We start from the raw sequence: 21957 nt of genomic DNA, 5'->3' as shown, positions 1-21957 counted from the left end.
TTCGCATTATTGTAATCGCTTTCATTATTAATCATAGTTTTTGTGTCACTTGCTCGCATACTAGTTTTTTAAGCACCTATTCAACAAAATTATGATTCTCCATTCATCGTGGATCGTAATTAAGTTCCTATGTAAAAAAACGACCACATAACCTATTACGGCTTTGTAGTCGTTCATGTCTATATTAATTATACACTTCCATCTCATTAATCGTCGGTACAGCACTTGCCGTGTTGATGTACAGCCTCAGGTACCTGGAAGTCACCTGGGAGAAGTTCACTGTTTGACTAGCACCGATTGCGGTTCCCGATGTTCCGGCAATGTCCGAATAGGATGTTCCATCGTTCGAGAACTGCAGCTTGTAAGAAGTTACCCTCTGGAACGTGATTTCTTTCATCACTACTTGATTGAACGTGGCGGCAGCACCGAAATCGATGCTGATCCATTGGTTATTCAGGGAACCATTTGATGCGGACCAACGGGACGTATTGGAAATGTCTCCATCGAATGCATTTGCGGCAGGATAAGACGCATTCCATATGGTTGAGGCACTATATGTTTTGCCCAATGCAAGATTACCCCCTGCTGCCAACGTCGTTGCGCTGATCGTATTGCTAGCAGCAGAAACATTGCTTGCAGCGTCCTTTGCTTTTACCGTATAGCTGTATGTGGTCGATGCAGTGAGTCCCGTATCGGTAAACGAAGTTGTCGTCGAAGATCCGACAAGCGCAGCTCCACGAAATACATCGTAGCCCGTTACGCCTACATTGTCTGTTGATGCCGCCCAGCTCAAATCGATTTGACTGCCTGAAACTGGTGATGCCGTCAAATTCGTTGGTGCCGTTGGCGACTGCGTATCCGTAGTGCCTCCTGCTACTGGCTTCCACCAGTTCCCTGAGATGAAAAGCATGTTTAACAACGTATAGCTTTCGTCATAGTAGCCTGTTTTATGACTTTTCATCCAATCCCATCCCGCATTAATCCAGGCTTGATGGCTGCTGTTCGTAACGGCTGCTGCAATGAAAGGAGAGACGAAAACGCCTGCTGGTCCGCTAGCAGAACCGGTCACGGTTCCATCCAACTTATAACCGTCTTTCACATTGTTCGGATTACCGCCTGTTTTCGCTTTAATCCAAACAGCCATTTTATCAGCAATTGTTTTACCTCTCACATCTCCATAGAGCGCGTAATCCATAACGATTCGGAGCGGTACACGTGCCGCATTATAGTTATACTCGTTCGTTTCAGGAAACTCATCCAAATAATTAGTGGGAGCCGGTTGAGGCGGATTGCCAACAACAAAATCCGAAATCAGGCCTGTGCTTGGTGAATAGGAAGTGCTGAACGAACTGTAAACACTATACAGATTATTAATGACATTCAACCAGGTTTGATCACCAGTAACGTCATAATAGGCTCTTAAATGAGAGAGCATCCAATCAGACGGTCTCGTATTCAAGACACTTTTACCATCCCAATCGCCAAGGTTCAATCGGTTATTAGTCGTTACGTTACTGACTTTAATACCATCTGTAATCATCTTTTGGGCTTCCGCTAAGTAATTGATCGTTCCAGCTGAACCCCATTGATAATGAGCAAGAATTAGGGAGTAAGCAATATCCATATCGCCGTCAGTCGCGGAGTCAAAATGTCCCTGTGCGCCTGTGTTATCCGCTACCACCCACCCCATGAGGTTGGCATTTTGCACACTTTTATAAGCTCTAGCTGTTTTAAAAAGACCGTCATAAATCGTTTTGGCATTCTCATCATAGCCTGCCATTAACGCCGTAATAACCATGCCATATCCTTGACCCTCGGAAGAGCCTAGAGGTACATACCCATCAGTGTCTCCGGTTATTTCCCCTTTCACATAGTATCCACCGGGCAAAGAGGACAAGTTGTTTTTCAAATAGCTTGATTTCCATGAGGTATAGTACGCTGCGACATCAGCATTCATTTGAGTCTGTGTAATATGATCCGGTTTAATAATCCCAGGATAGTTGACTTGTTGTGGGAAAGGCTTTTGCTCACCTGCCGCATGGGCACTCTGCTCGAAAGCCGGCGAAAGAAGGGGTGCCATAAAAAGGGTAACGCATATCACAGCAATTGACCACTTGTTCCTCCTGTTCTTGACAGGTCTTACTCGGATCTCATCCATGCTACTACCTCCACTTCAAGTTTGTTCGCAGATAAAAGAGACAATTGACCTACTGATTATACATTTCCATCTCGTTTATCGTCGGAGTATCGCTTGCCGTATTGATATAAAGTCGCATATATCTGGATGAAATGGAGGGAAAGTTGATCGTTTTATTGGTACCGATTGCCGTTCCCGATGTTCCAGCAATGTCCGTAAAGGTAGTGCCATCGCTCGATGACTGGAGCTTGTAAGATGTTACTCGCTGGAACGTGACTTCTTTGATTACTACCTGATTGTACGTGGTGGCGGCACCCAAATCGACGCTGATCCATTGGTTATTTAGGGAACCACTCGATGCTGACCAGCGGGACGCATTGGTGGTATCTCCATCGAACGCATTTGCGGCCGAATAAGAGGCATTCCATATCGTAGATGCATTATACGTTTTGCCTAAAGCGAGATTCCCAATGTTGTTGTATACCTCTATCTCGTCAATTGTCGGTACAGCGCTGGCAGTGGTTACATATAACCGCAAGTATCTGGCGTTCACACCGGTGAAGTTGATCGTCTTACTAGCGCCGATCGTTGTGCCCGATGTACCTGCAATATCTGTATAGGTTGTGCCGTCACTCGAGGACTGAAGCTTGAAAGCCGTCACCCTCTGGAAGGTAATTTCTTTGATAACAACTTGATTGAACGAGGTGGCGGCACCCAAATCGACGCTGACCCATTGGTTATTTAAGGAACCACTTGATGCTGACCAGCGGGTAGCTGAGCTGCCATCAAACGCATTTGCCGCAGGATAAGTGGCACTCCATATCGTAGATGCGTTGTACGTTCTGCCCAACGCGAGATTGCCCCCGCCCGATTGCGTCGTTGCGTTCGCTGTATTGCTTGCTGCGGACAAATTTGCAGCTGCATCCTCTGCTCTTACCGTGTAACTGTAAGCAGTCGAAGCAGTTAGCCCCGTATCGCTGTATGATGGCGATGTGGAAGACCCAACTAATGTACCGTCCCGGTATACATTGTATTCCGTTACGCCCACATTATCTGTCGAGGCTGTCCAGCTCAAATTAATTTGACTATTGGATGCTGCCGTTGCAGTCAAGCCCGTTGGTGTGGTTGGCGCTTGTGTATCTGAAGGCGCTTGTGTCGTTGCACTAGCTGTATTGCTTGCCCCTGATACATTAGCTGCCGCGTCCTTTGCTTTTACCGTATAACTGTAGGCAGTTGAAGCACTGAGTCCTGTATCATTGTAAGAGGTTGTCGTCGAAGTTCCGACCAAAGTGGTACCGCGATAGACATTATAGCCCGTTACCCCCACATTGTCTGTCGAAGCTGACCAACTCAAATTAATTTGAGAGCTGGATGCCGCATTTGCTATCAAATTGGACGGTGCCGAAGGTGCTATAGTATCTGTTCCGCTTGTGCCGTAAACTTCCATCTCTTCGATATTGGGTATGTTGCTGGCTGACGTGATATACAGTCTTACATACCTGGAGCTCACATTAGAGAAACTAATCGTTTTATTGGACCCAATCGTCGTTCCTGTCGTTCCGGCGATATCAGTATATGTGGTACCGTCGGTCGAGGACTGTAGCTTGTAAGCGGTCACCCTTGGGAACGAAATTTCTTTGATTACTATCTGATTGTAAGAAGTTGATGCACCGAAATCGACGCTTATCCATTGATTGTTGAAGGAACCGCTCGATGCAGACCAGCGAGTCGCAGCATCTCCATCAAAAGCTTTATCCCCCAAGTAGGATGTGCTCCATGTGGTGGAGGCACTGTAGGTTTTGCCCAATGCGAGATTCCCTGATGAAACCAAAGTGGTTGCACTAGCAGTGTTGCTTGCCCCTGATAAATTAGCTGCCGCATCCTTCGCTTTTACCGTATAGCTGTAGGCCGTCGAAGCACTGAGTCCAGTTTCGGTGAAGGATGTCGTTGTAGATGTACCCACTAATGTAGCACCACGATAGACGTTATACCCAGTAACGGCCACGTTATCTGTAGAAGCCGTCCAGCTCAAATTGATTTGACTGCTAGATAGCGCGGTTGCGGTCAAATTGGTCGGTGTAGTCGGTGCTTGCGTATCACTGCCCGTGTATCTTTGGTTTTTCACATACATAAGACGGGCGAATGAAGCCATCGTTGTACTTGTCATATTAGGCATGGTCGCATTGGCCAATGTGTAATAAACATCCGGGCGGAGCGCTGCTAATTGGAGATTGCCGCTGCGAGGATAAGTCGTCGGCGCACCATGCCCAGTTCCGTCCGTTCCGTCAACTCGACCCGCGTAATCACCAGGTCCCCTCATCATTACATCAGCATACATGTTGGCAAATGGCGTCATCATCGACGCTGTAATGCCATAACGACCGATCAGAAACGCTCGATAAAAACCCGATATGTCTAGAGCGCCGTGATTAGAATCTTCGCCTCCCAGTAAGGTCGGATTATAGCCCCAGTTGTATGCGGTGTTTCCTTTACTGTCTGTATAGGTTTGTTTGGCTGAATTGTCGCTGAAAAACCAATTGAGATTCGTCTGAACAATTCCGTCGTATTGCGAAACCAGAGAAGGATTATCGCCTTTGATCGCATGAGCAGCAGCCAGATTCTGCAGGCCGTAAGTGATCATCATCTGCTGATTCCACGGGAATACGCCTCCGGGCATGTAAGGAGATTGCGTTTGAAAATACAGTTTATTCCCTCTAGAAAGATCTAGCAGTTTCGGAAAGAGGAATTGGCTAACCACATAATCGGCCTCTGTAATAAAGGTATTGGCCCGTTGCAAATAGGTCGCGCCATGTCCATAAGCATCGCCGATGGGCACCATCGTGTTCGCAATTCCCGGTGTCTGCAGGATCAGCCTGCCGCAGTAGGCAAGATGGCCAATGGAGTCGCCATTGGCTGAATCTGCAGAAGCCGTACCGGCGTTATTCCCCGGCCATACTGGCGCAATCGTGTTGGTCCACACGGTGCGCTGCCCATATGGAGCAGGGAGGATATCGTTACGCTGCGAAAGCAGCACGTCACAGAAATAGATCATTCGATCGAGGATTTCTGTATCATACGTTAACTCATACATGAGACCCATCGCTTTGATGTTCTCACCGCTTTTACCCTGCGCATATTCGCTTTGCATGGAGCCGGTATTGGGCCAGACAACAGGCTCCACCGTCTGAATATAGGATTTGAAGGAGTTTATCTCGTTCTGTGTGATGGGTCCATCGAAACTGTCAACCACCATGGGCCCGGCGGCCGAGGCATGGTTTCCCTGGAACATGCCAATGAGAAAAGCGAACATGAGTCCAAATAAAATCAGTTGTTTTTGGGAGAAAGTAAAGCCATATGGCTTCTTCTTGTTGTAAGAAATGATGGAAGCTGACATTATACAACCCTCTTTACACATCCCCATCGGCTGGGGTATTTGCTGACAATCATGCTCGACTTCTTGTCATGCCATTCAACATCATAAGTTGGAGATATAGCACCTCCTTATTCATTCCCCCACTCATATTAAAGCGTTTTCATTAAAATAGGAATAAGTGCTGCTAACTTCTTTTTTTGTTAAACTAACCTAATTGATAGACCTGCCGATAATCGGATGGTGACATGCCTACATGTTTTTTAAAGGAGGTTGAGAAATAGGAACCATCTTGAAATCCTGTCATATATGCGACTTCGGTCACAGAGAAAGATGAGTACACGAGGAGTTCTTTGGCCTTCTCCATCCTTCGATCGTAAATATACCGCATTGGCGAGACGCCGAAATGTGTTTTAAAATAACGAATAAAATAATTGGGATGAAAGTGTGCCATTTGCGATAGCTCCCCAATGGTTAATTCTTTGTCCAAATTCTCATCAATGTATTTGATTGTGTGAACCAATTTGTTCACGGATGATAACTTGATATTTATTTTTGTTTCCTTCCATCCTTCGTCGATATAAAAAGCCATCATTTCAAGCAAGACTGCCTGGATTTTAATAGAAGATGTCAGTCCAACATGACCTCGATTGATAATCAATTCCTCGAAATAACCCAACAATCGCAAACTATTTCCCACAGTAATGATAGGGGGGATTCCGATCGATCGAAAGAGTTGACTGAAACGGATATTGGATGTGAAATGGCACCAGTACATGGTAAACGGTGGAGCGTTTGTTACCGAAAAGGATTGGTTAACCCCCGCTGGAGCGAAGAACAATTGCCCAGACTTCGGTTGATACACCTTTCCGTCAATCTGGATCCATCCATCGCCTTCACAAATATAATAGAATTTATTGTAAGCGGGAATAAAATTGAGATGTTTCCAGTCCCGGGTACATACGGAATGCTTCGCATAGAGTAATTTCACTCTTAAATCCGAAAGCTGAAGATACAACATGGGATTTGTTATGGGCACAGCTTCCACATCCTTTATCGAATTGAGAAAAGCCCCACCTGCCATAAGGCAGGCGAAGCATAGTTCCATTCGTTATGAATGGTCTTACCCTTATTTTTTTTTGGCATCGAATGCTTGTTGGTAGATTTGCAAGTACCTCGGCAGTTTCATATTATCCAAATTTTTCAAATATTCATCCCACTTTTTATCAATATCCAAGTCCCCGATAATCATTCTAGCGGTTGATTCTTTCCGATAATCATCAATCGTTTTACTAATATTAGCAATTTCATCCGTCTGCTCATTTGTGAAGTTTAAAGCCGGAATCATCTTCTTAGGGTCCGGTTTATAAGGCTCATATTTCGTCAGCGTTTCTTTATACAGGATGTCTTCCAGTGGATTTTTCGGATCAGCCGTTTGCGCTAAACGCCACTCATTCGTTCGGAGCGAAGGACCCACTTGTCCCCAAGTTGCATTCTTTGCTCCAGGGGAAGTATTACCGATTAACGTATATTTGGCAGGCTTGCCATTGATACCAATCTCATTAGGAGCAGCTACTTTCCATTCCATATCCGGTCTGCCCAGTATGGCGCGATTAGTAGCTTCCTCCGAGTACAGGAAATCTGCTAAGCGCAAGGCAATTTCCGGATTCTTGGCTTTGTTCGTAATCACAAATGATCCTGATGTAATACTTTGCGGAATATATTTGGAAGCTTGGACGCCATTAGGACCTTTTAAAGGTGGCACAGCAACGTAATCCAACCAACGTGTTCCTTCCAATGTGTTGAAGATCGTAGGATGTTGTGCCGCAACTACACCCAAGATCACATTGTCCGGATTTTCACCTAATTTTCTTAATTGATTCCGGTCCTGTGTTAATGATTGGGGATCAACCAAGCCTTCTTTGAACAACTTGTTGATATACTTAAGCCCTTCCTTATATTCCGGTTGCGTAAAGGCCGCGTTAATTTTGCCGTCTTTCATAAACTGCATATTACGATCGCTGTCAATAAATGCTTGCAAGAGGAAAGTATCAATGTAAGAGTTGGCAATGTTGGCTCCGATAAACGGAATTTCATCCGCTTTTTTATTGCCGTTCGGGTCTTTCTCCTTAAATGCTTTCAATACCTGATAAAACTCATCTGTCGTTGTTGGCATCTTCATACCAACCGCATTGAGCCACTTCTGATTAATCCATAATTTGGTAGGCTGCGTACAGTGAAAGCACTCGTTAACGGACGGTAGACCATAAATGTTGCCATCTGGTGAAGTAGAAAGTTCTTTCGTGTACGGGAGTGCTGTAAACATTTTTTTGGATTCAACGCCATATTTATCGATGAGTTTGTTCAGCGGGATAAACACACCGTCTTTGCCATATAAGGTTAATTGGATTTGATCAATGTTGAACCCTAGATAAACATCCGGATAATCACCGCTGGCAAGAGAAATATTTAACTTCTGTTTCGGATCGCTTGCCACTTCCCATTCGAGATGAATGTTCGTTTTTTCTTCCAGCCATTTGGTAAATTCGTTCGTCGCAAAATTTTCTACCGCTGGATTCGTTCGCGACAATACCTTGAGTGTCGTTTTCTCCTTGGTAATCGGAAGCACACCAGGTGGATTCACGACTTCGTTCTGTGCTGCTGCTGTTGAATCTGGCTGTTTCGTAGCCTCAGAGCTCGTATCCGATGTTGTACTACAACCGCTTAGCACCACTGTTGCACTTAAGATGAGACTGATCGCTGGGCCCCACAACTTTATTCTTTGCATGTGAAAATCCTCCCTTATTTATCTGTAAAAAAGTATATAAGCTTACCCTTTTAGTGAACCGATCATCATCCCTTTGACGAAATGACGTTGAATAAAAGGATAAACAACTAAAACCGGAATTGTCGCAATAACAATTAATGAATACTTGAGAAGTTCTCTCATACCTTCTCGTTGTGCTGCACCTACGACATCCGTGATGATTTCTTCATCGAATGTGTTCTTCACGAGCACTTCACGCAGAATGATTTGAAGAGGAAACAGATCCGGTGATTTCAAATAAAGCAGAGCGGCAAAATAGGTATTCCAATGTCCTACTGCGTAAAATAACGAGAGTACAGCAATGATAGGTCCTGATAAGGGTGCCACGATTTTCACTAGAAATTTATAATCACTGCACCCATCCAGATGTGCGGCTTCTAGGATTTCATCGGGAATCGTCGTTTGGAAGTACGTCCTTGCAATGATAACACTCATGACGCTCATGACACCTGGGATAATCAATGCCCAGCGGGTATCTAGCATGCCTAGTTCCTTAATTAAGAGATAGTTGGGAATTAATCCTCCGCCAAACATCATGGTGAATACAAAGAGCGCCATTACCCCATTGCGAATATAGAAGTCCTTACGTGACAGAGGGTAGGCCGCAATCAGCGTCATCATTACATTGATGATGGTACCAACAACCGCATAGAACAATGAATTGGCAAACCCAACCCAAACGCGATTGTTCTTGAATACGGCTTCGTATCCCTGCAACGTGATATCGACAGGCCACAACCATACTCTTCCTGAAATAACCGCCGTTGATGAGCTGAAGGAAGCGCTTAACACATAAATGAGCGGATATAAAACAGATAGTGTAAAGAGGCAAAGCACCGTGTAGTTCACGACATTAAATAGTTGATCGCCTCTGGATTCTTGAATTCGGGTCGACTTCATTCTTTTTTTTGCACCTCTCTACCACAGGCTGGTTTGCCCTAATTTTTTGGCTGCTTTGTTGACGGTGTACAATAAAATAAGATTAATGACAGAGGTGAACAATCCAATTGCGGAAGCGTAGGAATATTTAATTCCCGTAGAGAGCAACCCTACCTTGTACACGTAGGTGTCAATAACCTCTGATGAACTGAGATTAAGTGGATTTTGCATCAGCAGCACTTTTTCAAATCCAACATCCATTAAATTTCCAACACTAAGAATCAATAATATAACGGCAACCGGCAAAATCCCGGGAATATCCACATGCCTCATGCGTTGAACTTTACTCGCACCATCCATGACAGCGGCCTCATGCAGAGAAGGATCAATGGCTGCCAGAGCGGCTAAATAAATGATACAGCCAAATCCTACATTTTGCCAAATACCTGACCAGACATACAGTGACTTAAAATTATCCGGATTTCCGAAGAAATCGATTTTCTCAAAGCCCAATTGGGCAATAATCATGTTGACGATACCGGTTTTGGGATCGAGGAGTTGGATGATTATCCCCATCATCACGACCATCGAAATAAAATGCGGGGCGTAGGTAATTAACTGCACCGATTTTTTGACAAAAGACCGATTCACGTAGTTTAAGCAAAGTGCCAGAAGGATCGGAAACGGAAACCCTGCAAGCAAGCTGTAGAAGCTTAAGCCCAGCGTATTTTTAATCACCTTCCAGAATTCATAGGAATTAAAAAAGTTTTTGAAATGCTTCAATCCAACCCAATCACTCCCAAAAAAACCTTTATGAGGTACATAATCCTGAAAGGCAATAACTGCACCGTACATCGGTATATATTTAAAAATGAGTATGTACAAGATGGGCAGTATGGATAGTAAATACAATTGAGGCACTTTTCTAATGTTAGCCAATAACTTACTAGCGAAATTCGCTCTGACCTTATGTTGTGAGCTAGTCACTTTACTGACAATTTCCACTCCAGGCTTCCTCCTCTCTTTTGTTATCTTCATGATACGTTTTCAAGAGAAGGCCAACATACTAGTTTTTTAAGCACCTAGATAACTAATTTATGGTTTTCATGTACCCTGTACAAACAAAAAATAGGATGTTGCCCCCCCATAGAAGGAACTTCATCCCATTGCTCTAAATCGCTACAACCACTGGGGCACAGCTCCGTTCTTCTCGCTGACTAGGCATGCGCAACGTAAGCTGAGCACCTGTCGCTGTCTCATTGTTGCTAATACTTAACCCATATTGCTCGCCAAAAACAATTTGAATTCGACTATGCACATTGGCTAATCCGATTCCACCCTCGCGCTCTATACGAACTGGCAGCTGTGAGGTGCTCTCGTGCTGTTCTGCCATCTTAGTCTGCAGCTCCTCCAGTCTTTCTGGCGTAATACCCACACCATTATCCGTAACCGTTACGATGAAATCATCCTCTTCCATTCTGGCATCAATACGGATCTGATGGTGGCTCTCGATGCCATCGGGAAATGCATGCTTAAACACATTCTCGATCAAAGGCTGTAGGGTGAGGCGCACCATTTTTTTCAATAGAAGCTCTGGCGGAACCGTAACTTCAATTTCGAATTCGTGGCCTAATCGATAATTCATAATGTTCATAAAATGCAGCACATGCTTCAACTCATTGGCAAGCGTAATCTCCTCCAAGTCGGCACGCACTGAATAACGCAGCATATAGGACAGAGAGCGTACAATCTCTTTGATTTCTTGCGAATCCTGCACGACAGCGTAACAGACGATCGTTTCAAGCGTGTTGTAGAGAAAGTGAGGATTGATTTGCAATTGCAACGCTTGGAATTCGGCAGACTGCCTTTTCAGCAAATACTCCTTATTCTTCAGCTCCTCAGCATACACTTGCTCCATAAGCTCTTGAAGTCGCGAAACCATCATATTGTAGCTAATCGTAAGACGGTCCATTTCATCCGTTCTGCCACTAATGGCAACATGTGTCCAATTTCCTTTTTCCGTTTTGCGCATGCCGTTTTCCAGCATTTTGATGGGCCGAATGATGGATTGCCCGAATCGGTAGGCAAGAATCAAAGCGATTATTAACGCAATCGCACAAGTGTATACCGTCGTTTTACGAATATTTAATGCAGGTGCTCTAAGTTCATCTAGGGGCATGGAAGCTACCAATGTCAAGCCCGTATAGTCCGATCTTCGGTTAAAATGGACACGTTCAACATCATCTTTATAATCGAAAATCTGATTTTGATTTTCGCGGAGTTTGGTAAACAGCTTGATATCCAGCTGCTTGCCTATCATACCGGACATTGGATGATAGATAATTTTCCCCGTGTCATTCACAATATAGAAATAGCCGGTCTCCCCCAGACGGATACCCTTCCACAACGATGTCAGCTCTTCAATATTAAGTTCAATACCAAGTATCCCTTTAAAAATTTTGGATGTCTGGCGATCTGAGATTTTCCGTGTTAGTGCTAGCTTCCCATCTAGAAAACTCCAATCCATAATCGTTAACTTGCCGTCCTTATCTGTAATTTCCTTCAAGGAGTCCAGCTTATCCAACAGGAGCGAGTTGCTGAAATCTGACGTATCCGCATTATGATCATAGATGCTAAGCCCGTTATATCCGAGCAAATACACCATACTAATTTCAGGATTATTAATAAAAAGTGGCTGAAGGACCTTCTCTTTCATTGGCCTGATGGATAGAAAATAGGGGATGAAATTATTGCTGTCCAAATTCAAGAATTCTTTCACATTGGTGGAAGTCATCATTGATACGGTCGCTCGATCGTATTTCTTCAAATACATATCCGTATGATTCATGGCATTATCGACGATTTGAGTTAAGAGCTCATTGGTTTGCTTATCCACTTCCTTGGTGGATTGAACATACAGGACTAGGCCGACGATAGAGGAAGATATCACAATGACGATCACGAAATAAACGAACATACGCAATGCCAAGCTAGATCTCATTATTTAATCCCCAACATACTGCGGTATTCCGTCGGCGAGCAGCCGGTCATCTTCTTGAAAATCTTAGTGAAATACGGATAGTTCTGATAGCCAATCGTCACACCGACGTCAACAACTTTATAGTGTGGCATTTCGAGGAGTTTCTTAGCCATTTCGATCCGCTTCTTCATACGATATTGCACAAATGTTTCTTTCGTCATTTTCTTGAAAATATAACTGAAATACGTTGGCGCAAGTCCCATCTTCTCTGCCACTTCTTCGAGGCTCAACTCTTCGGAAATGTTATTGTCAATGTAAGTTTTCGCTTCTTCAAACAAGCTCTTCTGATTCCCACCCCGCCATTGAAATAACTGATGATACAAATAGACGAACTCGGACCGTAAATAGTCCATAGCCTCCGTCAAGCTATTTAATTGTACTGGCGAAGCCTGCGTCGTAAAGGTCACTAAGCCACGAGAGTTCAGTTTTTTCACTACACTCTTCAACCCATCTGCCATCATCTGATCCAACTGCTGAACTTGAATCCCTTTCAACATGTCGCTTTGTGTCCACTCATCTAGCAGGGCATGGAGGGCATCCAAATCCGCAGACCAAATCGTTGCTTCAACGCGTTCCAGCCACTCCTCTATTTGAAAGAAGGAGATTGGCTTCACCTGATCCTGTTGTACGAGCAATTTATTAAGCACCGGATACAACTCATGTTCCGTAAGCGGTTTCAGTAAGTATTCTTTAACGCCGAAAGTAAGGCATTTCTGCGCGTAAGAGAAATCATCATAACCAGAAATAACAACAACAGGGAAATTCACTTGCAGCTCTTGAATGGCTTTGCACAAGGCCAGACCATCCATCTTCGGCATACGAATGTCGGTGAGAAGCAAATCAGGGCGTTGCTTGTTGATTTGTTCAAGTGCCTCGATGCCATTCGCTGCGACAACCGTGCGAAACAAGGGGCTGCACTGTCTGACGAGTTGGGCCAGCCCCATCCGAACCATCGGTTCGTCATCCACTATGAGGATATATTTCACTTTGCAAGCACTCCCTCTGTACGCTAGGTTATAAAATCCTTGTGCATATTTTACCACAGTGATAATTCATAAGTAACTTTTTTTCTACACTATACGTCTCTCCGTCACCTCCGTGTATTATGTTTTCTTACGATCCTATTCCTTATTTTACTATATCCCATCCCCAGCTCAACCTACGATTTAATAGACCCAACCATCATTCCCTTCATGAAATGCTTTTGCAAGAACGGATACACCAACAGAATTGGTAATGTAGCAACGACGATAACAGCCATTTTCAATCCCTCGGGTGAGACCAAGAGCATCAAGTCTGAGGTTGTATCCGATGATCCCATATTATCTGTAATAACAATCTCGCGTAACCGCACTTGGAGCGTAATCAGCGAGCGTTTATCAATATAATAGAGGGCTTGTGAATACATATTCCAATTCGATACCGCATACATAATCCCCATTGTTGCCATGACCGGTTTGGACAGTGGCAGTACGACCTTCCATATCATCCGCATCTCGCCACATCCATCAATACGGGCAGAATCCAACAGCTCAATTGGAAGATGGATAAAAAAAGAGCGCATAACGAATAGATTAAAAGCGCTGATTGCGGATGGAATCATTAACACCCAGAGTGTATTCAGCATATGCAGATTTTTCAAGAGCAGATAATTCGGAATCAGAGGTGCATGGAATATCATGGTTATCAAAACAAACACCAAGGCAGGTTTCCGAAATACGTATTCTGAACGGGATAGCGGATACGCTAAACTTGATGTAGCGGCTAAGTTAATCAACGTTCCGAGTATCGTTATTGTCACACTATTCCGGAATGCCATCCAGATCGTGGAATCCTTCAATATCATATGATAATTCTCAAGTGTGAATCCCACCGGCCACAGACTGACCTGTCTGTTATTGATTGCAACAGCGTCGCTGAAGGATTGAGCGATCACATGAAGAAGTGGAAGCAGCATCGTAAGTCCAATCATCAACAGTAACATCATGTTAACTACCTGAAAAGCTCGCTGACTAGTTGTAGAAATCACATACCTGACCTCCTTTTGACGAATGTTAGTATAGGCTCTCTCCCGACGTTTTTTTACTCAGGGTATTACCGATCATGATCAATGCTAAACCAACAAAAGACTTAAAAAGTCCAATCGCGGTGGTGAAGCTATATTGTCGGTCAATCAGACCAGATCTGTACACATAGGTATCCAAAATTTCTCCGTTTTCGCTATTCAGAGGGTTCAAAAATAAATACACTCGTTCAAAACCGAAATCCATAAAATGTCCGATTTGGAGAAGCAGTAGAATGGTGATCGTAGGGAGAATGGAAGGTAAGGTAATCGACATCACCTGACGAAACCTACCCGCTCCATCGATCTCTGCCGCTTCATATAAATCTGGGTTAATGCCTGCAATGGCAGCAAGATATATAATGGTTCCCCATCCGCTGTCTTTCCATATCCCAGATCCTATTAGAATAGAGCGGATATAACTGCTCTCGCCCATAAAATAAATGGACTCGATATGAAACCAACCCATCACTTGATTTACAATCCCCGTTGTCGGAGACAACAACCCAATAATAATCCCACCGACAATGACCCATGACAGAAAGTGCGGCATGTAGATGACGGTTTGCACTAACCGCTTATATCCATTGAACCGAATTTCATTCAGCAATAATGCAAGAATGATAGGTACTGGAAAGGCAAATATCAGGTCATACATGCCGATTAACAGCGTATTTTTCAGAATGATCAGAAACTCTGGATACGTAAACAATCGTTTGAAATGTGCCATACCTACCCAAGGGCTGCCGGATACACCCTTGAAAATATTATAATTTTGAAAAGCAATGGAGGAACCGAACAAAGGGATATACTTAAACAAGGCAAAATACAAGAGTCCTGGAATGGAAAGCACATACAAAGGCCAATATTTCTGAACAAATGCCCGCTGAGCTCGCGCATTCGCAAACTGGAACTGTTTTTCGCCAGAGATGTCCGTTTTCGAAGCCATTCGATTAGCTCCTTTCATTTTTTTGGCATCAACATCATAATCTTCGTTCCTTGGCCTATCTCGCTGACGATCTGCAACCCATACTGCTCGCCGAACACCATCTGAATGCGACGGTGCACGTTAACGATACCAATACCACCGATCCCTTTCGTCCGCCCGCTCTCAGCAAGCCGGTTTTCACTAAGCTTTTCGCGCAATTCTCGCAGCCTCACTTCTTCAATCCCTACTCCGTTATCCTCTACGCTGATCCAAAAAAGCGCATCGTCTTCACCCGCGTGAACACGTATATAATGGTGGTCCTCCACTCCGTCCGCAAAAGCATGCTGAAACGTATTTTCTACTAACGGTTGAAGTGTTAACCGCACCATATGACGCAGCAAATACGCCGGATCAATGTCCACTTCCATATCAAACTCTCGTCCGATTCGATGTTTCATCACGAGTAAGTAGTGCAGGACATGTTTAAGTTCATTAGCTACCGTGATTTCTTCCAAATGGGTTTGTACAGAATAGCGAAGCATATAGGCCATTGCCTTCACGATCTCATAGATTTCCTTACTATCCTTAATAACCGCATAGCAAACAATCGTTTCTAACGTGTTATACAAAAAGTGAGGATTAATTTGAAGCTGCAGCGATTGTAACTCAGCTTTCTGACGTTCAATTCGATTTTCCTGATCCCTTAACTCGGCCTGATAGACTTCATCAACAAGCTCTGCTAGTCGACTGACCATCAGATTATAGCGATTAATTAGCTCTACAATTTCATCACGGTGATTGGGAAGCGGCAGCATGACCCAGTTTCCTTTCTCAGTTTCACGCATCGCACTTTTTAGTTTGCGTATCGGGCCCGTGATCGACTTGCCGAACCTGATGGCAAGCCATAGGGCGAGAATGAGTGTAAAACCACCAACGATAAGCGTTGTCGTACGTATCGTGTCTGTTGGTTTATGCAATTCATCTACGGACATGGATACGACAAGCCGCCAATTGCCATATTGGGAGCGTCGACTCATAAACATGCGTGATTTCCCATCAATCGTAGAGGTAAATGCATGAGCTCCAGCTTCGACAACCTGTTGATGAATCGCTTCCTGCATCCCTTTGCCGATCTGCGCAGCATTCGGATGGTAGACATAGTTCCCATTGCCATCGGTAATAAAGAAATAACCGTCGCTCTCTAAATCAATACCCTTCCATAACTCAGAAAGCTCCGAGGCTCTCAACTCAATGGCGAGAACACCCTTAAGTTCAGTCGAAGAAAGTCCGCGAATACGGCGAACCAGTGTCAGTGTCTGATTGGTTTGCTCCGGTAAAATACTATGATTAAGTACGACCAAACTCCCATCCGTCGTCGTATTATTTCGGAAATAGTCTAGCTGCTCTTTTACTTGCTCCTTCGTAAACGAACCCGCGTTAATCCCGTTGTAAACATACATGGCGTTACCATTGAAATTCATCAAAAAGATGTCAGTAATTTCTGGATTTCTTATAAAAATAGGTTCGATGCCAACTTCTTTAACCAGTTTACGAAGTTCGTAATACGGATATCCAATCTCCCCTTCTGGTAAATCAATGAATCGTTTGACATCATTATTGCTGAGGAGAGACACCATTGCGCGCTCATAGGCGCGAATATAATAGTCCGTATGATACACCGCATTACCTACGACTTGTGTTAACTGTTTCTCAACAATGTGTTCCAACTCACGCGAAGAGGCTATATACGAAAAGTAACCAACACTGGTTAACGAAATTAGAATAACGACGAGGTAGGATAGAAACAACTTTTGATATAAATTGAAATTTCTCATTTAATCCCCATGGAGCTACGGTATTCCGACGGAGACACGCCATAAATCTTCTTAAACGTTTTTGTAAAATGCGGATAATCTTCATAGCCAACTTCAATGGCAATATCAAACGTTCGTTTATGTGGGATGGACAACAAGTCCCTCGCTTTCTCCATCCTTTTATTCATCCGATAGCTAACAAACGTTTCGCCCGTCATCTTTCTAAACAACGTACTGAAATAGGAGGGAGAAATTCCGATCAAATCCGCTACCTCCGCTAGCGTGACCTCCACAGATAATCGCGTATCGATGTAGACCTTCGCTTCTTCCATCGGATCCTTGTAATTTCCTTGTCGTGAACATTGCAGTTCCTTCATCAACGCTCTCATGCGACACTCAAACAGGATATATAGATCCTCTCTTGTAGCAGCACTTAACGGTTCTTGCAAACCTGGCATGTTAAATTGTTTCTTTTCTTGAAAATAGTTATCCAAAAGATGCAATACTTCATCCAATAGATGTTTTATTTGATTGATAGTTAACAAGCTGCAGCTTTCTCGCCACTCCGCCAGGAGTCGAGACATTTCATCCATCTGCAGCGACCAAACGCTCCCTTTTATACGTTCAATCCACGCTACATATTTTGAAATCGATAGGCAGCTTTGCGCATGCAGCTTGAGAATCTGATCGAATATATCGTGTAAATCAGGCGGTGTAACTGGTTTCAACAAATAGTGCTTAACCCCGTAAGACAAACACTTCTGTGCATACTCAAAATCGTTATAGCCGGAAATGACAATCTTTAGTAAATTAGGATGACTAGTATGCAGGATTCGACAAAGCTCCAATCCGTCCATTTTGGGCATACGGATATCCGTAATGAGTAGGTCCGGCTCAAATTGGCTAAACCGATCGATTGCCTCGAGTCCGTTATTCGCTGTCTCAATCGTTTGAAACGGTTGCGTATATTGTTGTACCATTTTCATCATCCCGCTGCGAATTATCGGTTCATCATCCACAATCAGTACTTTCATCCTTCATGCCTCCACACGCTTAAGTATGACTGATAAATGAAGTGGAGCTTCCGAGACCGCTACTTGCCTCAGCTTCAATTCAAATGGGTCCGAGCTGTCTCTTAGTCCCTCAGCCGCTTCAGGCAATACTAGATCTATTGGTTTGCATCCATTGGTTGAGCGAAGCATGATATCGAGCCGCTGCTTCGAAACGTCCCACTCTAAGGTGCACTCGACTCCACCACGCGCAAGCAATGGACCCGCTTTTCCTTTTCTCCAACGAACAGGCAGCGCAGGCAAAATATGAAGCTCACCGGGAATCGAGAAGAGCAGCATCTCCTGAATCGCTGAAGTCCATCCCATATTGGCATCGAGCTGTACGGGTGCCCAATCCATGTCAACACCAATTCCCATACCGCGCCAGTCATTATGCAGGGTAATTAGATTGTTCATGACGCAGGATCGGGCTAATGTTTCCAAACATTCGAGTGCTGAATCGCCTTGACCCATTCGTGCATAATTGTTCGCCATATGCGCCAGTGACCAGCCCGATTGTTCTTTCAGTCCCAATCCTAAGCGTTTCTCAATAGATGTAACGAAAGCTTTGTAAAGAATAGGATCGCTCTCGCGCGTCACCTCTGTTCCCGGAAATACAGGGTATACATGCGATTCATGGCGGTGATGATCATTTTCCTCAAAATAAGGATGCATCCATTCTCTAACGGCGCCATCCTCTGTTAGCTGGTATGGTGGGATTCGTTCAAGCATTTGCCGCCAGGTCGAAATGTCTTCCAGATACATCCCAGTTAGCTGCGCCCCTTCGATGAGGTGTGTCAGAAGTTCCTTGGCAATGGCAAAGTCCATCGTCGCATTCATCGTGGTTCCCATTGAGCTGCCAGGGCCCTTCCAATAATTTCCCGGTGTATTTTCCGGTGAATTGGAAGGGGAACTCATCCAGTGTCCATCATCATCCATCGTAAAAAAGTCTTCATAGAACAAAGCCGCCTCCCGCATAAACGGAAGTGCCCTCTCTCGCAAAAATACCAAATCTCCCGTATGCAGGTAATAATCATAATAATGTTGGCTGACCCATCCCGCTCCACCGGTCCAATGAATAATGTGGCCCAAACAGCATCATAATCGCCAAACCATAAACCATATAAATGACAGGGTTGCCCTTCCGCACGTGAGCTAGAAATGAGCAAATATCGTCCATACGCCCACATTTTCTCAATAAGTGCATCTGGTGTTTCTCCTTGATAAGCTTGCATCAGCAACTCTTCGTTGGAGAGTTCCCTTCCTAAGGCTTCAATGTCAAACTCCATCGCGTGAAACAAGCGGCCATGTTCAAGCACATGCGCTGAAAGCAAGGTATCATAGCACATTGGAAGCTCGTTCAGCTCTTCATCCAATCTGCGCCATTCCTCTTGTCTATTTCCCCCAGTAAATAGCTTGATTACCACCAACACTGACTCCGCGTTCTTAACAGTTATACCTTCCTGACGATAATCTAGGCGTCCTCCCTGATGGATGACGCGGGCTACCCCTCCGAAATCACCCCCGTCCGGATGTTGAGCGGCATAATATAGGGTGTCACCCTCTGATTTCATTTCTTCTCCTTCGGGGAACACAATGCCTGACTTCCGATAATCTCGTTTATCATGAAGCTGCATGCGTAACCTTGCTTCAATCGAATGCGGCCCCCATTTGCGAATATCCATAACGACGGCATCCGCTGTTCGAGATACGAACAATCTTCGCTTATAACGGGTATCCCCATCTGTCCAACTAACGGACACTTCTCCGCTCTCCATTTGCAAGGTTCGTTTATACGAGCGAAATGCTCGTCGCGTGGGCATGAATATCTTAAGATCTCCAAGTGGCAGAGGGGAAGCTAGTTTGGGTTGGTAACCGAGATCTTTTAGCGAATTTGACAATAATTTGTCTGCCTCATGAGCCTGACCTTCATTTAGTAAGCGTCTTGTCTCAGCTAACCGTTCACAAACATCCGGCAGCGGCATCGTTACACCACCCCACCACAGGTCCTCATGATTCAGCAGAACTGTCTCTTCATGAACCCCTCCATAGACAGCCGCTCCAATCTTACCGTTACCGGAAGGCAGTGCTTCCCGCCATAATGAACGCCACCAGGAAGCCGGATAGTTCATTGAGATGAGATGTTTCGCGTTCATGATGTATCCTCCTTGTCTTTGGGCATTAAGAACGAAAAAGCACTTGCTCGGAAGACCAAACAAATACTTTCCATCATTTTGGCAGCTATTTTCGATTGCTTGAAACGATCACACCTGAACCCTTTTTATAACGCTCGTTAGCTTCTTTAAGAATCTCGTTTCCGCCTTTGCTCTTGTATTCTTCTATGACTTTCGGCCAGTCTGAAATCGGCTCTTTGCCATAAATCATTTTGATCATATGGTCAATGATCTGTTTAGGACCGACATCATCTCCGATTGGCGCCAAATCTGGATATCTGGAGAAGGTTTCAAGCCCCGGTACAAAACGAACTGATCCTAGACCTTCTTTGGAGACAACCGTATCTAAATATTGAATCATATCTCGACCTTCGGGCGTCAACTCTTCTCTTGCCTTATTGTATTTCGCGTCATGGACGAACCAGAACATGCTTCGGAATCCATCCTCATCGATCTCTTCTGGTTTGGTTGGCGGCGTAAACTTCACTTTGCCATTCTCCATCGTGTACGTTTCGCCTTCAATACCGAATGAGAAATATTTTTCAGCTTCCGGTGTCGTCATCCATTCAAAGAATTGAATGATTTTAATCGCTTTCTCCTTCGATACCTTACTATTCAAGTAGTAGGATGTGTTAATACTTGAATACAGCATGTGGCCTCCCCAATTCTCAGGTCCGCGCGGCGATGAAATAATGTCAATTTGAGCAGTCGGAACGGCCGTTTTCACTTTATTGCGATAATTGGATAGTCCCGCCGCGTTGGCGGACCACATCCCGACTTTTCCGGCATCAATGTTTTTGCCATAGTCCGTAGAGGAAATAGAGGCAAAATCCTTCGGTATTAATCCTTCATCGAACATGGCTTTGTACGCTTGAAGCGCTTTCGACATATTGTCTACATCAAAAAATTTGGGGACCACTTGGTCTCCCTGTACTTCGAATTGGGACGGTAAGACATCATAAGCTCCCAGTATGGTATCCGCATATTTGAAGTTCTCACGTAGTTGGTAGGGATTTTCAACCCCAATCTTTTTAAAAGCTCGCATGACATTCAAGAATTCATCAACCGTTTTCGGCGCCGCTAAACCCGTTTGGGCTAACAGATCAGCTCGAATGAATGTCGCACGCCTGGATGGATTGGATAGCCAAGAGGGTATGCCGTATATTTTCCCATTGAAGCTCGTTTCCTGCCACGCCTCTTTCGGTACCGCTTTCATAATATTCGGTGCATATTGTTTCAATAGATCATCAAGCGGCATGAACACACCGGCTTCCACAGAACCGGACATGCCTTTTGTGGTGGCACCTCCAACATTCTGGACGACATCAGGAATATCATTAGATGAAAACATCAAGGACATTTTGGAATCAAAATCTTTGAGTGGAATCATGCGAAGGTCTAAGTCCGCTTTGGTCAATTCTTCGAGCTTCATCACCCACTTTTCTTTATTGACATCTGCTGATTTCTCGGCGTATTTATTCCCAGATGTTGTTATTGACATGGAGAATTTCAACTTCTCATTAACCTTTGCAGTCTCTTCACTGCTCTTCTGTGTAACCTCACTACTGCATCCTGAAATAACGCTAATCGCCAAGACACCGAGCCCTACTTTACCCCATATTGGTTTCACATGCCCACCTCTTTTTCAAAATTTCTCAAGTTTCACTTGGTTATTCC

Annotated in this window: 15 protein-coding genes and 1 pseudogene; all 16 read right to left on the bottom strand. The window is 44.4% G+C overall.

Translation table 11 applies throughout. The annotated features are described in order from the left end of the window. Positions 1 to 184: 184 nt before the first annotated feature. The 16 genes and pseudogenes from A8708_RS36585 to A8708_RS23210 all read right to left on the bottom strand — a co-directional run bounded on the left by A8708_RS36585 (position 185) and on the right by A8708_RS23210 (position 21910). Positions 185 to 829, bottom strand: coding sequence for a discoidin domain-containing protein (locus A8708_RS36585; protein ID WP_275667929.1), 645 nt, complete (start codon positions 827 to 829; stop codon positions 185 to 187). A gap of 45 nt (positions 830 to 874) precedes the next feature. Further along, positions 875 to 2044: pseudogene (locus tag A8708_RS36580) on the bottom strand (glycosyl hydrolase family 8); the annotation flags it as partial. 163 nt (positions 2045 to 2207) lie between these two features. Continuing rightward, the gene (locus tag A8708_RS23275; protein WP_068667699.1) at positions 2208 to 5531 is read right to left on the bottom strand and encodes a discoidin domain-containing protein; all 3324 of its coding nucleotides are present in this window, start codon (positions 5529 to 5531) and stop codon (positions 2208 to 2210) included. Positions 5532 to 5715: 184 nt separating this feature from the next. After that, positions 5716 to 6546 carry an AraC family transcriptional regulator gene (locus A8708_RS23270; RefSeq protein WP_167355916.1) on the bottom strand — a complete coding sequence of 277 codons (831 nt, stop codon included), beginning with the start codon at positions 6544 to 6546 and terminating at the stop codon, positions 5716 to 5718. 90 nt (positions 6547 to 6636) lie between these two features. Then, complete coding sequence (locus tag A8708_RS23265) at positions 6637 to 8295, bottom strand: ABC transporter substrate-binding protein (protein ID WP_068667698.1); 1659 nt, start codon at positions 8293 to 8295, stop codon at positions 6637 to 6639. 42 nt (positions 8296 to 8337) lie between these two features. Next, positions 8338 to 9234 (bottom strand): carbohydrate ABC transporter permease, encoded by an 897-nt coding sequence (locus A8708_RS23260; protein ID WP_068667697.1) that lies wholly within the window; start codon positions 9232 to 9234, stop codon positions 8338 to 8340. An 18-nt stretch (positions 9235 to 9252) separates the two neighbouring features. Further along, on the bottom strand, positions 9253 to 10218 hold the full coding sequence (locus A8708_RS23255; protein WP_235550468.1) for an ABC transporter permease: 966 nt from the start codon (positions 10216 to 10218) through the stop codon (positions 9253 to 9255). A gap of 166 nt (positions 10219 to 10384) precedes the next feature. After that, positions 10385 to 12214, bottom strand: a complete 1830-nt coding sequence (locus tag A8708_RS23250) for a cache domain-containing sensor histidine kinase (protein ID WP_068667696.1) — start codon at positions 12212 to 12214, stop codon at positions 10385 to 10387. Next, positions 12214 to 13239, bottom strand: a complete 1026-nt coding sequence (locus A8708_RS23245) for a response regulator transcription factor (protein WP_082927729.1) — start codon at positions 13237 to 13239, stop codon at positions 12214 to 12216. The genes A8708_RS23250 and A8708_RS23245 overlap by 1 nt, the downstream gene beginning before the upstream one ends. A 173-nt stretch (positions 13240 to 13412) precedes the next feature. Beyond that, positions 13413 to 14240, bottom strand: a complete 828-nt coding sequence (locus A8708_RS23240) for a carbohydrate ABC transporter permease (RefSeq protein ID WP_068667730.1) — start codon at positions 14238 to 14240, stop codon at positions 13413 to 13415. A 67-nt stretch (positions 14241 to 14307) separates the two neighbouring features. After that, the gene (locus tag A8708_RS23235; protein ID WP_068667695.1) at positions 14308 to 15264 is read right to left on the bottom strand and encodes an ABC transporter permease; all 957 of its coding nucleotides are present in this window, start codon (positions 15262 to 15264) and stop codon (positions 14308 to 14310) included. Between the two features lie 14 nt (positions 15265 to 15278). Next, entirely contained in the window at positions 15279 to 17078 is a 1800-nt protein-coding gene (locus A8708_RS23230; protein WP_068667694.1) for a sensor histidine kinase, read from the bottom strand. Then, positions 17075 to 18091 (bottom strand): response regulator, encoded by a 1017-nt coding sequence (locus A8708_RS23225; protein WP_068667693.1) that lies wholly within the window; start codon positions 18089 to 18091, stop codon positions 17075 to 17077. The genes A8708_RS23230 and A8708_RS23225 overlap by 4 nt, the downstream gene beginning before the upstream one ends. 3 nt (positions 18092 to 18094) lie before the next feature. Beyond that, the gene (locus A8708_RS36575) at positions 18095 to 19132 is read right to left on the bottom strand and encodes a glycosyl hydrolase family 95 catalytic domain-containing protein (RefSeq protein WP_420848601.1); all 1038 of its coding nucleotides are present in this window, start codon (positions 19130 to 19132) and stop codon (positions 18095 to 18097) included. Then, positions 19021 to 20262: a glycoside hydrolase N-terminal domain-containing protein gene (locus tag A8708_RS36570; protein ID WP_068667691.1), complete on the bottom strand. Its 1242-nt coding sequence runs from the start codon at positions 20260 to 20262 to the stop codon at positions 19021 to 19023. Before A8708_RS36570 ends, A8708_RS36575 begins: the two co-directional genes overlap by 112 nt. 85 nt (positions 20263 to 20347) lie before the next feature. After that, positions 20348 to 21910 (bottom strand): type 2 periplasmic-binding domain-containing protein, encoded by a 1563-nt coding sequence (locus A8708_RS23210; protein ID WP_068667690.1) that lies wholly within the window; start codon positions 21908 to 21910, stop codon positions 20348 to 20350. Positions 21911 to 21957: the final 47 nt, after the last annotated feature.

This window comes from Paenibacillus oryzisoli (genome assembly GCF_001653565.1).
Lineage (GTDB): Bacteria > Bacillota > Bacilli > Paenibacillales > NBRC-103111 > Paenibacillus_E > Paenibacillus_E oryzisoli.
Note: the sequence above shows the minus strand (reverse complement) of the source record. Positions and strands in the feature narration are given on the sequence as shown.

What these genes read in the sequence shown, in the direction of transcription:
- A8708_RS23275 (WP_068667699.1), bottom strand. Translation starts at nt 5,531, where the DNA reads ATGTCAGCTTCCATCATTTCTTACAACAAGAAGAAGCCATATGGCTTT.
- A8708_RS23265 (WP_068667698.1), bottom strand. Translation starts at nt 8,295, where the DNA reads ATGCAAAGAATAAAGTTGTGGGGCCCAGCGATCAGTCTCATCTTAAGT.
- A8708_RS23260 (WP_068667697.1), bottom strand. Translation starts at nt 9,234, where the DNA reads ATGAAGTCGACCCGAATTCAAGAATCCAGAGGCGATCAACTATTTAAT.
- A8708_RS23250 (WP_068667696.1), bottom strand. Translation starts at nt 12,214, where the DNA reads ATGAGATCTAGCTTGGCATTGCGTATGTTCGTTTATTTCGTGATCGTC.
- A8708_RS23240 (WP_068667730.1), bottom strand. Translation starts at nt 14,240, where the DNA reads ATGATGTTACTGTTGATGATTGGACTTACGATGCTGCTTCCACTTCTT.
- A8708_RS23235 (WP_068667695.1), bottom strand. Translation starts at nt 15,264, where the DNA reads ATGGCTTCGAAAACGGACATCTCTGGCGAAAAACAGTTCCAGTTTGCG.
- A8708_RS23230 (WP_068667694.1), bottom strand. Translation starts at nt 17,078, where the DNA reads ATGAGAAATTTCAATTTATATCAAAAGTTGTTTCTATCCTACCTCGTC.
- A8708_RS23225 (WP_068667693.1), bottom strand. Translation starts at nt 18,091, where the DNA reads ATGAAAGTACTGATTGTGGATGATGAACCGATAATTCGCAGCGGGATG.
- A8708_RS36570 (WP_068667691.1), bottom strand. Translation starts at nt 20,262, where the DNA reads ATGAACGCGAAACATCTCATCTCAATGAACTATCCGGCTTCCTGGTGG.